This is a genomic window from Embleya sp. NPDC056575, from assembly GCF_042793325.1.
Taxonomy (GTDB): Bacteria; Actinomycetota; Actinomycetes; order Streptomycetales; family Streptomycetaceae; genus Embleya.
Genome location: NZ_JBHTVA010000062.1, coordinates 23304 through 39775, shown reverse-complemented (window position 1 = coordinate 39775; position 16472 = coordinate 23304). Strand labels below are relative to the sequence as shown.

Here is a 16472-nt window from a genome sequence, read left to right as displayed (position 1 = left end):
AACAGTCGAACAGACGTGAGGACTTCGGATGACGGCACCAATCCCACGGAACTTCGCCACCGTACGGGTGCGCCGCAATCGGGCATGGACGCACCATCAGGCGTCGGAGCCCAACCGGGCGCACAGCGAAGCGCCGACGCACAACCAAGCGTGTCGACGCACAACCAGGCGCCGACGCAGAACCAGGCGCCGACGCACCACCGGGCGCCGGCGCGCGACCAGGCGGGAGCCGCGCGCCGACGCCCTCACGTCACGCCGAGCCGTCCGCCCCCGCAGCCCCGGCCGCTCCCGCCGTCACCGGCGTGCCATATCCCCCACCGCCGGGCAGTTCCAGCCGCACCACATCCCCCGGCTGCAGCGTGATCCGGGCCTGCGTGCGTACCGGTTCGCCGTTGACCAGGAAGCGCCCGGTGGCCCCCTCCCCGCCGCCGAAGATCCCGCGCGGGCCGCGCGCGAGCCGGCTGGCGACCGCGTTGAGCACCCACGGCGACGGCGAGTCCACGGTGAATTCGATGGTCTGCCCCATCCCGCCCCGCTGCGCGCCGAGTCCGCCCGAACCGCGCCGAAGCTCCTTGCGCAGGAAGCGAATCGGCGCCGACGCCTCGACCACCTCCAACGGCACGGCGGACACGCCGGTGGGATATGACGTGGTGGACAGTCCGGGTTTGCCGGCCCGCGCGCCGACGCCGCCCGCGTAGGTGAACATCGCGGTGATGAACGGCCTGCCCTCCGCGTCGTGTCCGCTGACCTGCATGGTCCACACGGCCGCCGAACCCTCGGCCATCACCGCCTCCGGCAGCGCCTGGGACATCGCGTTCAGCAGCGGCATCGGCAGGAACATGCCCACCACGTGGCGCGCGGTGCACGGCGCCGGCGACACCGCGTTGACGATGCTGCCCACCGGCGCCTCGACCCGGATCGGCGCCAGCGAGCCCGCGTTGTTGGGCACATCGGGATTGAGCAGGCTGCGCAGGGTGAACGTCGTATAGGCGTGCGTGTAGTTCTTCACCACGTTGATCCCGAACGGACTCGCCCCGGACGAACCGGCGTAGTCCACCAGGATCTCGCCCGCCTCGGCATCGATCGTGACCGCCACCTTGATGGTGATCTCCGAGCCGTCCGCCAGATCCAGCACCGACGCGGCCTCGTACGTCCCGCCCGGCAACGCCCGGATCGCCCGCCGGGTGGCCTCCTCGGAGCGGCGGATGACCTCGTCGCCCAGATCCTCGATGTCCGCCAACGCATACGCGTCGAGCAGTGTCTTCAGCCGCGCCGCGCCCACCTCGCCGGAGGCCATCTGGGCGTGCAGGTCACCGGCCATGTGCGTGGGTTGGCGGACGTTGGCCAGGATGAAGTCCCAGACGGGCTCGTTGCGTTCGCCGCCGACCATGAGCTTGCTGATCGGGATCCACAGGCCCTCCTCGAACACGTCCCGCGCGCCCGCGCCGATGCCGTAGCCGCCGACGTCGGTGTGGTGGATGGTGGAGCCGAAGAAGGCGATCACCCGCCCGCCGCGCCAGACCGGCACCAGGACGGTGACGTCCAGCAGTTGCCCGGCGGTCTGATACGGGTCGTTGGTGACCAGTACGTCCCCGGGGGCGAGCGAGTCGACCGGGTGCCGGTCCAGGATGTTGCGACAGGCGATGGCCAGCGAGTTGATGTGCCCGGGGGTACCGGTGACCGCCTGGGCGACCATCCGACCGCGCCGGTCGAACAGCGCGTTGGCCAGGTCGCCCGCCTCGCGCACGATCGGGCTGAACGCGGCCCGCTGGAGCGCCTTGGCCTGCTCGTTGACGGTCGCGACGAGGGAGCCCCACAGGACCTCCAACTCGATCGCGTCGAAGGTGCGAGTCACGCGGATCCCTCCTCGGTGGCAGCGGTGGCGGCGGCAGCAGAAACAGCGGGAGCAGCGGGAGCGGCGGCCGTCGCGGTGGCCACGATCGACCCGTCCGGCGCGACCTCGCAGGTCCAGCCGTCGGGAATGACCGACGTGGTCTCCCGCTCCTCGACCAGCGCGGGTCCGACGAACCGGTGGCCCGCGCCGAGTTCGGCCCGCCGGTACACCGGGACGTCGACGGCGGACGCGCCCAGCCGGAAGCGCGCGGCGCGGTACCGATTCGGCGTGGGCTCGCCCTCGCCGATCGGCACCGTGGGTACCTCGAAGCCCGGCGCGTCCGACCACGCGGCGACCCGCCACGTGACCACCTCGACGCCGACGTCGGGGATCCGCAGCCCATAGATCTTCTGGTACTCGGTGTGGAACTGCTCGACGGTGTCCGCGAGCGTGGTCGGCCAGGCGTCGCCCTCGCCCACCCACAGGGTGATCTCGTTGCCCTGGCCCTCGTAGCGCGCGTCCAGGCCGTAGCGGTAGCGCACATCGCCCGCCTCCGCCCCGGCGGCGGCCAGTACCCGCCGCGCCTCCTGGCGCATGTCCGCCAGCAGCGTGTCCCGGTCGGCGGACACCCCCTCGTCGAGGGTGCGGACCATGCTGCGGGCCAGGTCGATGCGCACCGGGCTGACCAGCGTGCCGAACGCGGACAACACGCTCGCGTTGACCGGGAAGATCACCCGGGGCGCCTCCAGGAGCGTGGCGACTCCGCACGCATGCACCGGTCCCGCGCCGCCGAACGCGATCAGCGAGACGCCGCGCAGGTCGATGCCGCGCTCGACGGCGTGCATCCGCGCGGAGGCGGCCATGTTCTGGTTGATCACCTCGTACACGCCGACCGCGACGTGGTCCGCGTCGGCGCCGGCGCCGAGCCGTTCGGCGAGCGGTGCGAACGCGGCCCGGGCGGCGGGCAGATCGAGCGGCATCTCGCCGCCCAGGAAGTAGTGCGGGTCGAGCAGGCCGAGCACCAGGTCCGCGTCGGTGGTGGCGGGCACGGTGCCGCCCCGGGCATAGCCGACCGGGCCCGGATCGGCGCCGGCGGAGTCGGGACCGACCTTGAGCAGCCCGAGTTCGTCCACCCGGGCGAGACTGCCGCCGCCCGCGCCGATCTCCACGAGGTCGACCGAGGGGATCGAACAGGGGTAGCCCGAGCCCTTTTTGAACCGGTAGACCCGGGCCACCTCGAACGCGTTGGTCAACTCCGGCCGATAGTCCTCGATCAGGCAGGACTTGGCGGTGGTGCCACCCATGTCGAAGCAGAACAGCCGTTCCTCGCCCAGCCGTCGGGCATACCAGACACCGGCGAGGGCGCCCGCGGCCGGCCCGGACTCGACCAGCCGGATCGGTACCCGGCGGGCGTCGTCGGCGGAGACCACCCCGCCGTTGGAGAGCATCATCAGCACCGACGCGCCGAAGCCCTCGGCACTCAACCAGGCCTGCAACTCGGCCAGGTAGGGCCCGATCACCGGCATGGTGGCCGCGTTGCACGCGGTGGTGACCATGCGCGGATACTCGCGGATCTGCGGCGTCACCTCGTGCGACGCGCACACCGGCACCGACAGCCGCTTGGCCAACCCCTCGGCGACCGCCCTCTCGTTGGTCGCGTCCGCGTACGAGTTGAGCAGGCACACCGCGACCGACTCCACCTCGTGCGCGGCCAACCGCTCCGCGAGCGCGTCGAGTTCGTCCTCGCTCGGGGCGGTGCGGACCTCGCCGGCGGCGGTGGTGCGCTCGTCGATCTCGAACACCAGCTCGCGCGGGATCGGCGGGGCCGGGAACTCGATCTGGAGGTCGTACATGTCGTAGCGGTGCTCGTTGCGGATCTCCAGCGTGTCGCCGAAGCCCAGGGTCGTCACCAGCGCGGCCCGGCCGGTCTTGCCCTCGATCAGGGCGTTGGTGATCAGCGTGGTGGCGTGCACGATCGGCCGGGTGATGTCGGCCGGCGTGATGCCGGCCTTGGCCAGCGCCGAGGTCACTCCCGCCCGGACGCCGCCGAGCGGGGCGGCCGGGGTGGTCAGCGTCTTCTCGACCACCACACGGCCGGTGTCGGCATCCAACAGGACCACGTCGGTGAAGGTGCCACCGATGTCCACGGCAAGGCGCCAGTCGGTCATCTCGGGCCTCCTGTTCTTCTCGGGGGTACGGAGAGCTGAATCAACTCGGTTCAACAGCAAGGAGGTTCACTGGACCGCGGGCGGCAGCGCGGTCACCGTCGCCGGGTCGGACACCGGTTCCGCGTCCGTCCGTCCGGCGGTGGCCTCGGCCGCGGCGTCCAGGTGCCACAACCAGTCGGCGGGCAGGTCGTCCACGTGGTGGATGGCCTCGACCGGGCAGACCGGTTCGCAGGCGCCGCAGTCCACACATTCCTCGGGGTGGATGTAGAGCATGCGATCGCCCTCGTGGATGCAGGCGACCGGACATTCCGCCACGCAGGTACGGTCCTTGACGTCGACGCAGTTCGCGCCGATGACGTAGGTCATCTCGCCTCGCTTCCGGTGGGCGCCGGCACGGTCCAGGTATCGCCGCCGCCGAGCAGGTCGGCCACGCTGCCGGGGCCGCGCGCGGCGCGCACCCGGCGGCCCTGCTCGACCACGGCACCGTCGTAGGTGGGTCGGCGCACGCTGCGGAGCACCCCGATCGGGGTCGGCCCACCCGCCTCCGGCAACCGGGACAGCGCGAACGCCGGGACCGGGTCGCTCGTATGCGCGTCGTGCACCACGGCCGCGTCGTCCCCGGCCCCGGGTCGCAACCCACCCGCCGGATCGCGCACCACCGTGCGGGCGCCCGCCGGGCCGTACCGCATCGGCGCACCGTGTTCGAGCCGCAACACGTGCTCGTCCCGGGTACCGGGCGCCTTCAACCGCTCGAACGCGCCGTCGTTGAAGATGTTGCAGTTCTGGTAGATCTCCACGAGGGCCGTGCCCTCGTGGGCCGCCGCCGCGCGCAGCACCGAGGTCAGGTGTTTGCGGTCGGAGTCGATCGACCGGGCCACGAACGACGCCTCGGCGCCGATGGCCACCGACAGCGGATTGAACGGGTGGTCGAGCGAGCCCATGGGGGTGGACTTGGTGATCTTGCCGGTCTCCGAGGTGGGCGAGTACTGACCCTTGGTCAGACCGTAGATCCGGTTGTTGAACAGCAGGATCTTCAGGTTGACGTTGCGGCGCAGCGCGTGGATCAGGTGGTTGCCGCCGATGGACAGCGCGTCGCCGTCACCGGTGACCACCCACACGCTCAGGTCGGGGCGGGACACGGCCAGGCCGGTGGCGATCGCCGGTGCCCGGCCGTGGATCGAGTGCATGCCGTAGGTGTCGAGGTAGTACGGGAAGCGGCTGGAGCAGCCGATGCCCGAGACGAAGACGATGTTCTCCCGGCGCAAGCCCAGTTCGGGCAGGAAGCCCTGGACGGCGGCCAGGATGGCGTAGTCCCCGCAGCCCGGGCACCAGCGCACCTCCTGATCGCTGCGGAAGTCGCGGGCGGTCGGCGGGGATGCCGGCCGTTCGGCGATGGTGAGCAGGGGCGTGTCAGACATCGGCGGCGACCTTCTCGATCGCGGTGCGCAGTTCGGCCACCTTGAACGGCATGCCGCGCACCTGGGTGAGGGATTCGACGTCGACCGGGTACCGGGCCCGCAGCAGGCCCGCGAGTTGGCCCAGGTTCATCTCCGGGACCAGCACCCGCCGGTAGCGGCCGAGGAGTTCGCCGAGGTCGGCCGGGAACGGGTCGAGGTGGCGCAGCTGGGCCCGGGCCACCGCGCCTCCGGCGGAGCGGACTTCGGTACACGCGGCGGCGATCGGCCCGGCCGTGGAGCCCCAGCCGAGCACCAACACCTCGGCGGTGCCGCCCGGATCGTCCACCACCAGCGGCGGCAGGTCGCGTGCGATCCGGTCCACCTTGGCCCTCCGGGTGCGCACCATGTGATCGTGGTTGGCCGCGTCGTAGGAGATCTCCCCGGTGCGGTCGGCCTTCTCCAGACCGCCCACCCGGTGCTCCAGGCCGGGCGTGCCGGGTAGCGCCCAGGGCCGGGCCAGCGTGTCCGGATCGCGCAGATAGGGCTGGAAGCACGGCGTGCCGGCGGCGTCGACCGCGTTCGGCCCGGTCGCGAACGCCGGGTCGATCAGCGGCAGTTCGTCGACGTCCGGCACCCGCCAGGGCTCGGAACCGTTGGCGAGGTAGCCGTCGGAGAGCAGCACCACCGGCGTGCGGTAGGTGACCGCGATCCGAACCGCCTCCACGGCGGCGGCGAAACAATCGCCGGGCGAGGAGGCGGCCAGTACCGGTACCGGTGACTCGCCGTTGCGCCCGTACAACGCCTGGAGCAGATCGGACTGTTCGGTCTTGGTGGGCAGCCCGGTCGAGGGCCCACCGCGCTGTACGTCGACCACCACCAGCGGGAGTTCGAGCGAGACCGCGAGTCCGATCGTCTCCGACTTCAGCGCCAGCCCCGGCCCGGACGTGGTGGTCACCCCGAGCGAGCCGCCGAAGGCCGCACCGAGCGCCGCCCCGATCCCGGCGATCTCGTCCTCGGCCTGGAACGTGGTCACCCCGAAATGCCGCTGCCGGCTCAGCTCGTGCAGGATGTCCGAGGCCGGAGTGATCGGGTACGACCCGAGAAACAGCGGCAGTCCGGCCCGATCCGCGGCGGCGATCAACCCGTACGCCAGCGCACGATTTCCGGTGATGGTGCGATACCGACCCGGCGCCCGCGGCGCGGACGCGACCCGATACCCACCGCCGAACGACTCGGTCGTCTCCCCGAAGTTCCAACCCGCGGTGAACGCCGCCACGTTGGCCGCCGCCAACTCCGGTCGCCGAGCGAACTTCTCCCGCAGAAACGCCACGGTCGCCTCGGTCGGCCGGTGATACATCCACGACAGCAGTCCCAACGCGAACATGTTCCTACCCCGCTCGGCGTCCCGTCGGGGCAGATCAAAGGATCGCAACGCGCCCACGGTCAGCCCGGTCAACGCCACCGCGTGCACCCGATAGCCGGCCAACGACCCATCGACAAGCGGGTCGACCCCCGCCGGATATCCGGCCTTGACCAGATTCCGCGCGGTGAACTCATCGGTATCCACGATGACGTCCGCCCCACGCGGCAGCCCACCCAGATTCGCCCGCAGCGCGGCCGGATTCATCGCCACCAGAACATCGGCGGCATCACCGGGAGTGCTGACCGCATGATCCGCGAACTGAATCTGGAACGCCGAAACCCCGGGCAACGTCCCGCCCGGCGCCCGAATCTCCGCGGGAAAATCCGGAAATGTGGACACGTCATTCCCGAAAAGCGTGCTCTGCGCGGTAAACCGATCCCCGACAAGCTGCATCCCGTCCCCGGAATCCCCGGCAAACCGAACGACCACCCGAGACACGGAGGAAACCCGCTGAAACATAATCGCAACTCCCGATCCACTCCAGCCCGTCCAACGTCCGATACCAACCACCCACAGCCCGGCCCGGCAGCACCGGACCCACCCCTGGGCGAGGCCGCCCCGCCCCCCTCAGCCCGTCCGGCGTTTGAGGACAGCCGGCCCGCAGCCCGGCCCGGGGGCTCGGGGCTCAGCCCTGGGCGGGGCCGCCCCAACCCCCTCAGCCCGTCCGGCGTTTGAGGACGGCTGGCCCGCAGGCCGGCCGGGGGCTCCGGGCCCGAGCCCGGCTCTGGGCGAGGCCGACCGAGCCATTTCAGCCCGTCCGGCGCTTGAGGACAGCCGGGCCGCAGGCCGGCCCGGGGGCACGGGGCTCAGCCCTGGGCGGGGCCGCCCCAACCCCCCTCAGCCCGTCCGGCGCTTGAGGACAAGCGGGCCGCAGGCCGGCCCGGGGGCTCGGGCCCGAGCCCGGCTCTGGGCGAGGCCGACCGAGCCATTTCAGCCCGTCCGGCGTTTGAGGACGGCCGGCCCGCAGCCCGGCCCGCGCTTGAGGATCGGCCACCAAAACCGCTAGCCCGCCCCGCCCCCATGGACCGCGTCGCGAAGCCGCTCCACGAGCAACTGCGGCTTGGCCGACCCCCACACGTTCCGCCCGAAGGCCACCCCGGCCCCGCCCGCCGCGACCACGCCGCCCGCCAACGCGACGACCTCGTCCTCGCTGTCCGACTTCGGCCCGCCCAGCGCCACCACCGGAACCGGACACGCCTCGACCACGGCCGCGAACTCCTCGGGCCGGCCCGGGCAGACCGTCTTGACGATGTCCGCCCCCAGTTCCGCACCGATCCGCGCCGCGCGCGCCACGTTCTCCGTGGTCCACGGCACGGCCTTGCCCCAGCCCCCCGGGATCATCTCCGCCATCACCGGCAGGCCGAGCTGTTCACACTCCGAGGTCAGCCGGGCCAGCCGCCGCAACGACAGATGCTCGTCCGGCGCACCGGGGAAGGCCAGCACCACCACGCAGTCCGCGCCCAACTTCAGCGCCTGCTCGGGCAGATGCATGATGTCGGTGACGTCCCCCGGCGCGAACTCGCCCAACTCCGAGGCGCCACCGTCGATCCGCAACACCAGACCCGCATCGGCGAAGGTGTCGGCGTAGGCCCGAGCCAGGTGCCACGTGGCGAGCACCGCGTCCGGACCGCCCGCGGCGATCTGCGCCATCGGCTCACCCAGCGGCGGCCCCTCGCCCATGTAGGCGGCGTGGTCGATGGCGACGAACACGGCCCGGCCGTCCGCGCCGAACATCCGACGCATCCGCCGAAGCTTGCCCGCCCCGGTAGCGGAATAGGTCTGCACAGTCGTTCCCTTCGATCGTTCTCCACCCGAGTCGGCGGAGCCGAAAACACATTCAGTCCACGTCGGTGTCGGCGGACGGCGCCGGCCGAGCGGCATCGGCGCCCCCGACCTGCCGCTCGAACTCGCTCCCGTCCCAGTAGTCCACGCGATGCGCCACCAACCCGCCCACCACCCGAAACCGGAACACCCCACGGATCCGCACCGGTTCGGCGGCCCGCGAGCCGCGCGGCCGGCACGTCATCGTGTAGGCGAGCGCGGCCCGATCGCCGTCCACCAGCAGGTCCTCCACGACATAGCGCAACTCCTCGAACTCGGCCAGGAAGCGCGGCAGCCGCTCGCGATAGGCGGCCCGCCCACGCAGACCGCGCCCCAGCGCCGAGGTGTGCTCGTTGTGGAAGTCGACACTCACCCGGTCCGCGATCGTGTCCGGATCACCCCCGTTGAGCGCCGCGACATACGCTTCGACCGCCGCCCGAGTCCCCGCCGCCGCCTCACTCACGCGTCGGCCCGCACGTCCCGACCGCCCCGAACATCCCCGCCGTCCCGCTCACCCCACAGCTCACGAACCTCCGCGAACACCTGCTGGTTGTGCGAGATTTCCACGACATTGCCGTCCGGATCCTTCAGCGCGCAGATGTAGCCCACCGGCGGCGGCACATCCATCGGCTCCCAGTGCAGGCAGCCGGCCGCCCGCGCCCGCTCGGCGATCGTGTCCACGTCATCCCGCGACGGCACCTCCATGCCCAGATGCGCGAACGGTGTCAGCTGCGGTTGCGGATTGCCCCGGTCCTTGTCGAAGGCGACCAGGACCAGCACGAACGGCGTCTGTACCTGATTGGGATTGGACAACCACGCGTTGGCGCCGGCGTCATCGCTGTGCCGCGATACGACCACCAGCGGGGTGAACGAGGTGTAGAAGTCGATCGCCGCCTCCAGGTCGGACGACGGCAGCGCGATATGGGTCCAGCGGGCCTCGGTCAACGTCGGTTCCATCGCGGTGGCTCCTCTCGGTCCGGTGTGCTCCGTGTGCTCCGTGTGCTCCGTGTGCGTGCCGCCTGTGCTCGCGCCGCCGCCCGACGGCACTCAGTCGATCGGCCCGTCGAACTCGTCGGCCGCCAGCGGCGTCGCCACGTCCCGACGGATCTGCCGCATCATGTGCTGGGCGCGGCCCTCCCACGCGCTGGGCGGACCCACCCGGTAGAACGGCGACCGCAGGTTCTCCATCAGCACGGTCACCATGTCGGTGTCCTCTTTGTTGGTCAGCTCCAGGTTGACCAACTCCCGCTCCTGCAAGTCGAGATCGTCGGTCAGTCCGTAGATCCGGGAGAACAGCCGGGTGCGATCGGGCGCGATGGGATCCGCCCGCACCATGATCAGCTGGGAGGCGTACGGCAGCGGCGTCAGATTCGGATAGACGAACTCCGCGTAGCTGCCCCGCAGGTCCTCCTCACCCAGGTCGGTCCGACCCAGCGACATGTCGTACGCGTCGCTGTGCGGCTTGTAGCCGCTGGTGGTTCGCCCCTCGAAGCGCACCACGGTGTCCATCTGCTTGCGCACCTTGTTCAACCGGCGGTGCACGAAACGCACGTGGTAGTCGTCGTTGGAGTTCTCGACGAACGCCTTCCAGTTGAACGGGTACTCCTCGTCCAGCTCGCGGTGGTAGCGGTGGTAGTCACCGATCCGATACGCCGTGTAGCGCGGCAGCAGCGGTGCGATCCACTCCTCGAACGACGGCGCCTTGTGCGACAGGCACGCGAAGACGAGCTTGTCGAAGGCCACGTGCACCCGGATGGGGACCAGGCCGTACCGGTGCGTCGGGAAGTCCGGACCGTACATGCGGTTCATGTCCGGAATCGACAACAGCGTGCCGTCGAGCCCGTACGTCCACGCGTGGTAGGGGCAGGCGAACGCCTTGCCGCAGTTGCCCGCGGCGTCGAACGCGACGCCGGAGGCCCGATGCCGGCAGTTGTTCAGGAATCCCTTGACCGAGCCGTCGCGCTGCTTGACCACCAGGACCGACTGGGCGCCGATCCGCCCGGTGATGAAGTCGCCGGGCCGGCGCAGGTCCTCGGTGTCGCCCAGCCAGATCCACGAGCGGGCGAACACCCGGATCATCTCCAGATCGAACAGGTCCCGATCCCAGACCTCCCAAGGCTGCAACATCTCGCTCGGCAGGGGGGCGTCCACCAAGCCGTCACCCTCGCGAGCGGTCGCGGTCCGGCGTTGTTCCGCCACCCGCTCGTCCAGGGCATGTTCCGCGGCCCCGATCCGGTCCGTCAGCACAACGTCCTCCCCGTCACCTGGGATGTTTGCGATACAGCCGAAGGTAGGCGGCGCGAATCGGCCCCGATATGTGCTTCAGGCACGAACAAACGGCCCTCGCGCTGCGCCCGGACCACATCGGTGCACACGTACCGGCGTGCCAGCCTCGGGGGAGCACGTCCGAAGCACGGCACCTGGGAGGACACCCGTGGAGTACACCCCGCTCGGTCGCACCGGCATCCGGGTCAGCAGGCTGTGTCTGGGCACGATGATGTTCGGCGCGTGGGGCAACACCGACCACGACGCGTGCGTACGCATGGTGCATCGCGCGCTCGACGCCGGGATCAACTTCGTGGACACCGCCGACGTGTACGCGTTCGGGGAGAGCGAGCGCATCCTGGCCAAGGCGCTCAAGGGCCGTCGTGACGACGTGGTGCTCGCCACCAAGTTCGGCGAGGCGATGGACCCGCACGCGCCGCTGCGCCGGGGGGCCTCGCGGCGCTGGATCATGCGCGCGGTGGAGGACAGCCTGCGCCGACTGGAGACCGACCACCTGGACCTGTACCAACTGCACCGGCCCGACCCCACCACCGACATGGACGAGACGTTGGGCGCGCTGACCGACCTGGTTCGTCAGGGCAAGGTGCGCGCGATCGGCTCCTCCGCACTGCCCGCCGAGGCCATCGTGGAGGCGCGCTGGACCGCCGAGCGGCACGGGCACCAGCCGTTCGCGACGGAACAACTGGCCTACTCGGCCTTCGCCCGGCACGCGGAGCACGCCGCGCTGCCCACCTGCGGTCGACACGGTCTGGGCGTGCTGGTGTTCAGCCCGCTCAACGGCGGCTGGCTGACCGGCAAGTACCGCGCCGGTGCCGCCGTTTCGCCCGACTCGCGTGCGGTGCGCAACGCCGAGCACTTCGACCACGCCGACACCACGATCCGGGCCGCGAAGACGGCCCTGGTCGAGGAGTTCGCCGCGATCGCCGACGAAGCCGGGTGCAGCCTGCCCGAGTTGGCACTCGCCTTCGTGCTGGCCCACCCGCAGGTGACCTCGGCCATCCTCGGCCCGCGCACCCCGGATCAACTGGAATCCCAACTCGGCGCTTGCGAAGTGACGTTGGCCTCGTCCACGCTGGCCCGCCTGGATGCGTTGGTACGCCCCGGCGTCGACGTCAATCCGGCCGATTCGCCCTACCCGCCGCCGCTTTCGCGACCCGAGCGGGCCTGACGCCGGGTGGTCGCGGTCGCGCGCCGCGCGGTCGCCTGCGCGGTGGAGTGCGGGGGAAGGCGAGCGCTCGTCGGCGCGGCCGGGTACGATCCGACGATCAACCGCCTGGGGGGCCGGTCTGTACAGGGTTTCCGCAGGTGGGGGGTGTAAAATAGCCGTACTCGTGCATGCCTCGGATCGGTGGTGTGGGGGACCCCGAATATCGGGCTTCCGTGCGCCGGACCGGGTGGACCGCCCTTCGCTCCGGTGGTGGTCGGCATGCCGTGAACGGCGTCTCTCCTAGGGGGTTCCGTGCACATACGTCGCATTCCCACCGAGCTTCGTCCGAGCGTGTCCGCCGACGAAGTGATCTCGGATTCGTCGGACTCGTCACTCACGGCGCCGCTCGCGTCGCACTTCGTACAGATCGTCGCGCACGAGGACGACGACCTGCTGTTCATGAATCCGGACATCCAGGCGGGGCTCTCCGCCGGGATACCCACCAGCACCATCTATGTCACCGCGGGTCAGGGCTTCAAGACCGGCGACGACGCGGCCGTGTACGCGGCCGGCCGGCAGGCGGGCGTGCTCGCCGCCTACGCGCAGATGGCCGGGGTGAGCGGTTGTGACGGTGCCGCGGGCGGGCCGGCGGGGTGTTGGGACTCGACCGCGGTCACCGTACTCGGCCACACCGTGCAGAAGTTCGCGCTCAAGCAGCGGCCCGACGTGCACCTGTTCTTCCTCAGCCTGCCGGACGGGCACGGCACGGAGGCCGGCTCGCTGGAGGGTCTGTTCGCGGGCACCGAGACCTCGCTCCAGACCATCCGGGTCAACGGTCAGGCGGCCGGGGTGGTCTGGCCGCAGAGCTACACCCGGGCCGACCTGATCAACGTGCTGCGGGAACTGCTGAGCACGCTCGGCGCCACCTCGGTGCGCGTCCAGGACAGCGCGCCCGACCCGAACCTGTTCCACGACCACGCCGACCACGTGGCCGCCGCCCGATTCGGTGAGGCCGCCTACATCGCGTACGGCGCGACCAACAACCGGGTGTTGTTGGATCGGTACCGCGACTACAACATCAGCAACATGCCGGTGAACCTCTCGCCCGCCGAGAAGGCCGCCAAGTGGGCCACGGCCAACGTGTACATCGCCCACGACAGCGAGTTGGTGGGTACCGACCTGACCCAGTACGAGGCGTGGTCGAGCCGCGAATACCCGCGCTCGCCGCGCGGTACGAACTGGATCGGCCGGGACTCGGCCGGGCGCCTGCGCGCGTTCGTCGTCGAAAGCGGCGACCTCCTGGAATGGTCGCAGGACGACGCCCTGGTGTGGAGCGGGCCGGTCACCCACGGCAACCCCGGCGGACCGCTGGACGCGGGCCTGACCGTCGCGGCGGACCAGGACGGCCGCCTCGAGGTCTTCGGCCAGCGGCGGGACACCGGCGAGATCGTCACCCGCTACCAACTCGGCGGTGGCGGCTGGTCCTGGGGAGCCTTCGGCAACCCCAACGGCGGTGCCAACGCGCTCCTGGTGAGCGTGCCGGCGGTGATCGCCAACGCGGACGGCCGACTCCAGTTCTTCGTCCGCAACGCGGGCGGCGGGATCAGCTCGCGCTGGCAGACCCAGATCAACGGCGCCTGGAGCGGCTGGGCCGACATGGGTGGTTCGGGCATCCAGGGCCCGCCCACGGCGATCGTCACCGCCGACGGCCGGATCGAGCTGTTCGCGCCGACGGTCGACCACGTCCTGCACTGGTATCAGTCCACGCCCAACGGCGCGATGACCACGGACACCACCTTCCCGGTCGTGGTGCCCGCGAGCCGCCCGATGCCGGCCCGGGACCAGGACGGCCGGATCGAGCTGTACTACCGCCAGCAGGGCACCGCCGAGATCGCGGTCCGCTACCAGACCACCCCCGGCGGCAACTGGCCCGGATCGACGGTCGTCGGCAGCGGCCAGTCCGGCATCGGCGAGCCCGCCGCGGTCACCGACGGCACCGGGCGCATCGTGCTGATGGCCCGCAACCGAGGCGGCGGCGTGAGTTACGCCCGCCAGAGCACGCCGAACAACGTGTTCGGCGCCTGGGTCGATCGGGGCGGCTTCCAGGTCGGTACGCCGGGCGCCGCGGTGGACCGCGAGGGCCGGGTGGAACTGCTCATCGTCGACCCGCGCGGACAGGTCCTGCACAGCCGCCAGGACGCCAACGGCGTGTTCCCGGCCTGGACGCTGATCGGCTGATCCGCCGATCCATTCATCGTCCGTCGGGGCCGCGTCGACCAGGATGTACACCCGCGAGTGCAGTCCGGAGCGGGGCTGTTGGGGCAGCGGCGCCGGGTCCGGCACCTGGGCGGCTTCGTCGAACAGGCCCAGGTGCAGCCCCTCGCCGGGCACGATCTGGTGGAAGACGCCCTGCGGGCGCGGGTTGATCGTCCAGCCGAACAACTCGCGGTAGAACTCGGTGGTCGCCTGCACGTCGGGCGTGGGCATGTCGACGAAGACGAGGGTGTTGGTCACGGGTGGATCCTCTCCGGGGGTTCGGCTACGCCGAAGGGCGGTGCGCGGAACAGGGGTTGGGTCGTACCGCGCATGACGAGAAGTCAGACCTGGTGGGCGTGACCATGCGTGAAGTAGGTGCCCTTGTCGCGCCACAGCACGACCTCGTTGCCCCACGGGTCGCGGAACGCGGCGTAGCGGGCCTCGAATTCGGCCCACGGCTTCTCCTCCCACAACACACTCGCCCCGGCCGCGACGGCCTTGTCGAGGTAGGCGGGCGGCTCGTCGACCATCACGTAGACGCGCGGCACCGGACCGACCGCGGGGCGAGCCTCGCGGCGGATGCCCAGGTTGGGCTTGACCCCGGGCAGCACCTCGCTGAACTCGTCGGCCGGGCGCCGCTTGAACTCCCAGCCGAACAACGCCGCGTAGAAGGCGGACGTGGCCTCCACGTCGGGGGAGGGCAGGTCCATGAAGATCACCGGATTGGGCACGTCGACTCCTCGGAGCGGGTGGGGGTGGTGGTGACGGCGGTGGACGCGCGCCGCTGGGCGGCGTCGCCGAGGTCGAGGAAGCGGCGCAGTCCGGCCGCGTACTCGGGGTGGGGTTCGGGGTCGAGCACGGTCATCGCCGGGCGGGGCCAGTCGCCCGCCCGACCGGCCCCGGGCGCGGGCCACCAGCGCGCGCCGGCGCCGGCGGCCAGGGCCGCGCCGTACGCGGCCAGGTCCGTCTCGGCGGGCACCTCGACCGGAACGCCCAGTATCGAGGCCTTGATCGAGCACCACAGCGCGCTGCGCGCGGGCGAGCCGGCGCACACCAGGGTGTCCAGGCGAACTCCCTGCGCGGCCAGGCCCGTTGCGATGTGCGCGAGGCCGTACGCGGTGCCCTCCAGGACGGCGCGGGCCAGTTCGCCCGGACCGCTGCCCGCGGTCAGGCCGAAGACCTCGCCGCGCAACTCGCGGTTCCAGCGCGGCGCGCGCTCGCCCTCGAGGTAGGGCAGGACCATCACGCCCCGCGCGCCCGGCGGTACCTCGCCGGCCAGGGCCAACAGGTCGCGGACCTCGCGCCCGGTGAGGTCGCGCAGCCACTCCAGGATCAGCCCGTGCGCGGCGACCGGCCCGCCGACGATCTCGACCCCGGGCACCGCCGCCGGCAGCGCGTACGCGTCGGCGGCGGGCGAACCGGCGGCCACCGCCACCGCCAGCCCACCGGTGCGCCCGCCGGGGTCCAGGGCGCGCCCGGGGCGATCCAACCCGCCCGCCCAGAACGCCAGATAGGCATCCTGCGCACCGGCCACCAGCGGGGTGCCCGCCGCCAGATCGTGCCCGGTACCCAGCACGCCGACCACGGACCCGGTGGCGACCACCGGTCCGTAGCCGCCCAGCGCCGGATCACCGGGCCACCGCGCCTGCGCCCGATCCGCGCCGAACCGGGCGGCCAGCCAGTCGTACAGCTGCCAGGCCCGCACGTCGGGCCCGTGCTCGGCGCGCAACGCCGCGTGCTGGGCGTGGTGTTGCTCCACGGGCGAGCCGGTGGCCCCCGCCGGATGCCGACAGGTCAGCGCGGCAACACCGGACCCGACGCCAGACTCGACACCGGGCCCGACACCGGAGCCGGCGTCCGGCGCCCCGATCCCCCCGACCACGGTCGTCGGGCTCTGCCCGCCCAGGCACAGCGCGGCGGGACGGGCCGCACCGGGCACCAGCGCGCGCAATTCGGCGAGCGCCTGCGTGGTCGCGGCCAGCCAGGCGTACGGATCGGCGTGCCCGGGGCTCCAGTTCGCCGCCCCGGGGTAGCCGGCGGAGGTACCGCCCAGGACCGCGCCGTCGGGATCCAGGGCCAGCGCGCGGACCGAGTTGCTGCCGACGTCGACGCCGACCACGACGGAGGAGATGCCGGGCAT

At 71.6% G+C, this 16472-nt stretch carries 13 protein-coding genes and 1 pseudogene; 2 read left to right on the top strand and 12 right to left on the bottom strand.

Annotation, left to right across the window (positions count from 1 at the left end):
- Positions 1-250: 250 nt before the first annotated feature.
- The 9 genes from ACFRCG_RS36645 to ACFRCG_RS36605 form a co-directional block, all read right to left on the bottom strand.
- Entirely contained in the window at positions 251-1855 is a 1605-nt protein-coding gene (locus ACFRCG_RS36645; RefSeq protein WP_380039607.1) for a hydantoinase B/oxoprolinase family protein, read from the bottom strand.
- Positions 1852-4002, bottom strand: coding sequence for a hydantoinase/oxoprolinase family protein (locus tag ACFRCG_RS36640; protein WP_380039605.1), 2151 nt, complete (start codon positions 4000-4002; stop codon positions 1852-1854). The genes ACFRCG_RS36645 and ACFRCG_RS36640 overlap by 4 nt, the downstream gene beginning before the upstream one ends.
- 66 nt (positions 4003-4068) lie before the next feature.
- Complete coding sequence (gene fdxA, locus ACFRCG_RS36635) at positions 4069-4368, bottom strand: ferredoxin (protein WP_380039603.1); 300 nt, start codon at positions 4366-4368, stop codon at positions 4069-4071.
- Positions 4365-5420: a 2-oxoacid:ferredoxin oxidoreductase subunit beta gene (locus ACFRCG_RS36630; RefSeq protein ID WP_380039600.1), complete on the bottom strand. Its 1056-nt coding sequence runs from the start codon at positions 5418-5420 to the stop codon at positions 4365-4367. The genes fdxA and ACFRCG_RS36630 overlap by 4 nt, the downstream gene beginning before the upstream one ends.
- Positions 5413-7281, bottom strand: coding sequence for a 2-oxoacid:acceptor oxidoreductase subunit alpha (locus ACFRCG_RS36625; protein WP_380039598.1), 1869 nt, complete (start codon positions 7279-7281; stop codon positions 5413-5415). Before ACFRCG_RS36625 ends, ACFRCG_RS36630 begins: the two co-directional genes overlap by 8 nt.
- 543 nt (positions 7282-7824) lie before the next feature.
- The gene (locus ACFRCG_RS36620) at positions 7825-8607 is read right to left on the bottom strand and encodes a class I fructose-bisphosphate aldolase (RefSeq protein WP_380039596.1); all 783 of its coding nucleotides are present in this window, start codon (positions 8605-8607) and stop codon (positions 7825-7827) included.
- A 52-nt stretch (positions 8608-8659) separates the two neighbouring features.
- Positions 8660-9106 (bottom strand): nuclear transport factor 2 family protein, encoded by a 447-nt coding sequence (locus ACFRCG_RS36615; RefSeq protein ID WP_380039594.1) that lies wholly within the window; start codon positions 9104-9106, stop codon positions 8660-8662.
- Positions 9103-9600, bottom strand: a complete 498-nt coding sequence (locus ACFRCG_RS36610; protein ID WP_380039592.1) for a VOC family protein — start codon at positions 9598-9600, stop codon at positions 9103-9105. The genes ACFRCG_RS36615 and ACFRCG_RS36610 overlap by 4 nt, the downstream gene beginning before the upstream one ends.
- Before the next feature lie 90 nt (positions 9601-9690).
- Positions 9691-10890 carry an aromatic ring-hydroxylating dioxygenase subunit alpha gene (locus tag ACFRCG_RS36605; protein ID WP_380039590.1) on the bottom strand — a complete coding sequence of 400 codons (1200 nt, stop codon included), beginning with the start codon at positions 10888-10890 and terminating at the stop codon, positions 9691-9693.
- 187 nt (positions 10891-11077) lie between these two features.
- Between ACFRCG_RS36605 and ACFRCG_RS36600 the strand changes: the two genes are divergently transcribed.
- Both ACFRCG_RS36600 and ACFRCG_RS36595 read left to right on the top strand, forming a co-directional pair.
- Positions 11078-12097, top strand: coding sequence for an aldo/keto reductase (locus ACFRCG_RS36600; protein ID WP_380039587.1), 1020 nt, complete (start codon positions 11078-11080; stop codon positions 12095-12097).
- 330 nt (positions 12098-12427) lie between these two features.
- The gene (locus ACFRCG_RS36595) at positions 12428-14314 is read left to right on the top strand and encodes a PIG-L family deacetylase (RefSeq protein ID WP_380039585.1); all 1887 of its coding nucleotides are present in this window, start codon (positions 12428-12430) and stop codon (positions 14312-14314) included.
- Between the two features lie 183 nt (positions 14315-14497).
- Here the strand turns inward: ACFRCG_RS36595 and ACFRCG_RS36590 are convergent.
- From ACFRCG_RS36590 to ACFRCG_RS36580, 3 genes and pseudogenes are all read right to left on the bottom strand, one after another.
- Positions 14498-14590, bottom strand: a pseudogene (locus ACFRCG_RS36590) (VOC family protein); the annotation flags it as partial.
- Positions 14591-14673: 83 nt separating this feature from the next.
- Positions 14674-15063, bottom strand: a complete 390-nt coding sequence (locus ACFRCG_RS36585; RefSeq protein ID WP_380039583.1) for a VOC family protein — start codon at positions 15061-15063, stop codon at positions 14674-14676.
- A complete protein-coding gene (locus tag ACFRCG_RS36580) occupies positions 15048-16472 on the bottom strand; it encodes an FGGY-family carbohydrate kinase (protein WP_380039580.1) in 1425 nt (474 codons plus the stop codon). Before ACFRCG_RS36580 ends, ACFRCG_RS36585 begins: the two co-directional genes overlap by 16 nt.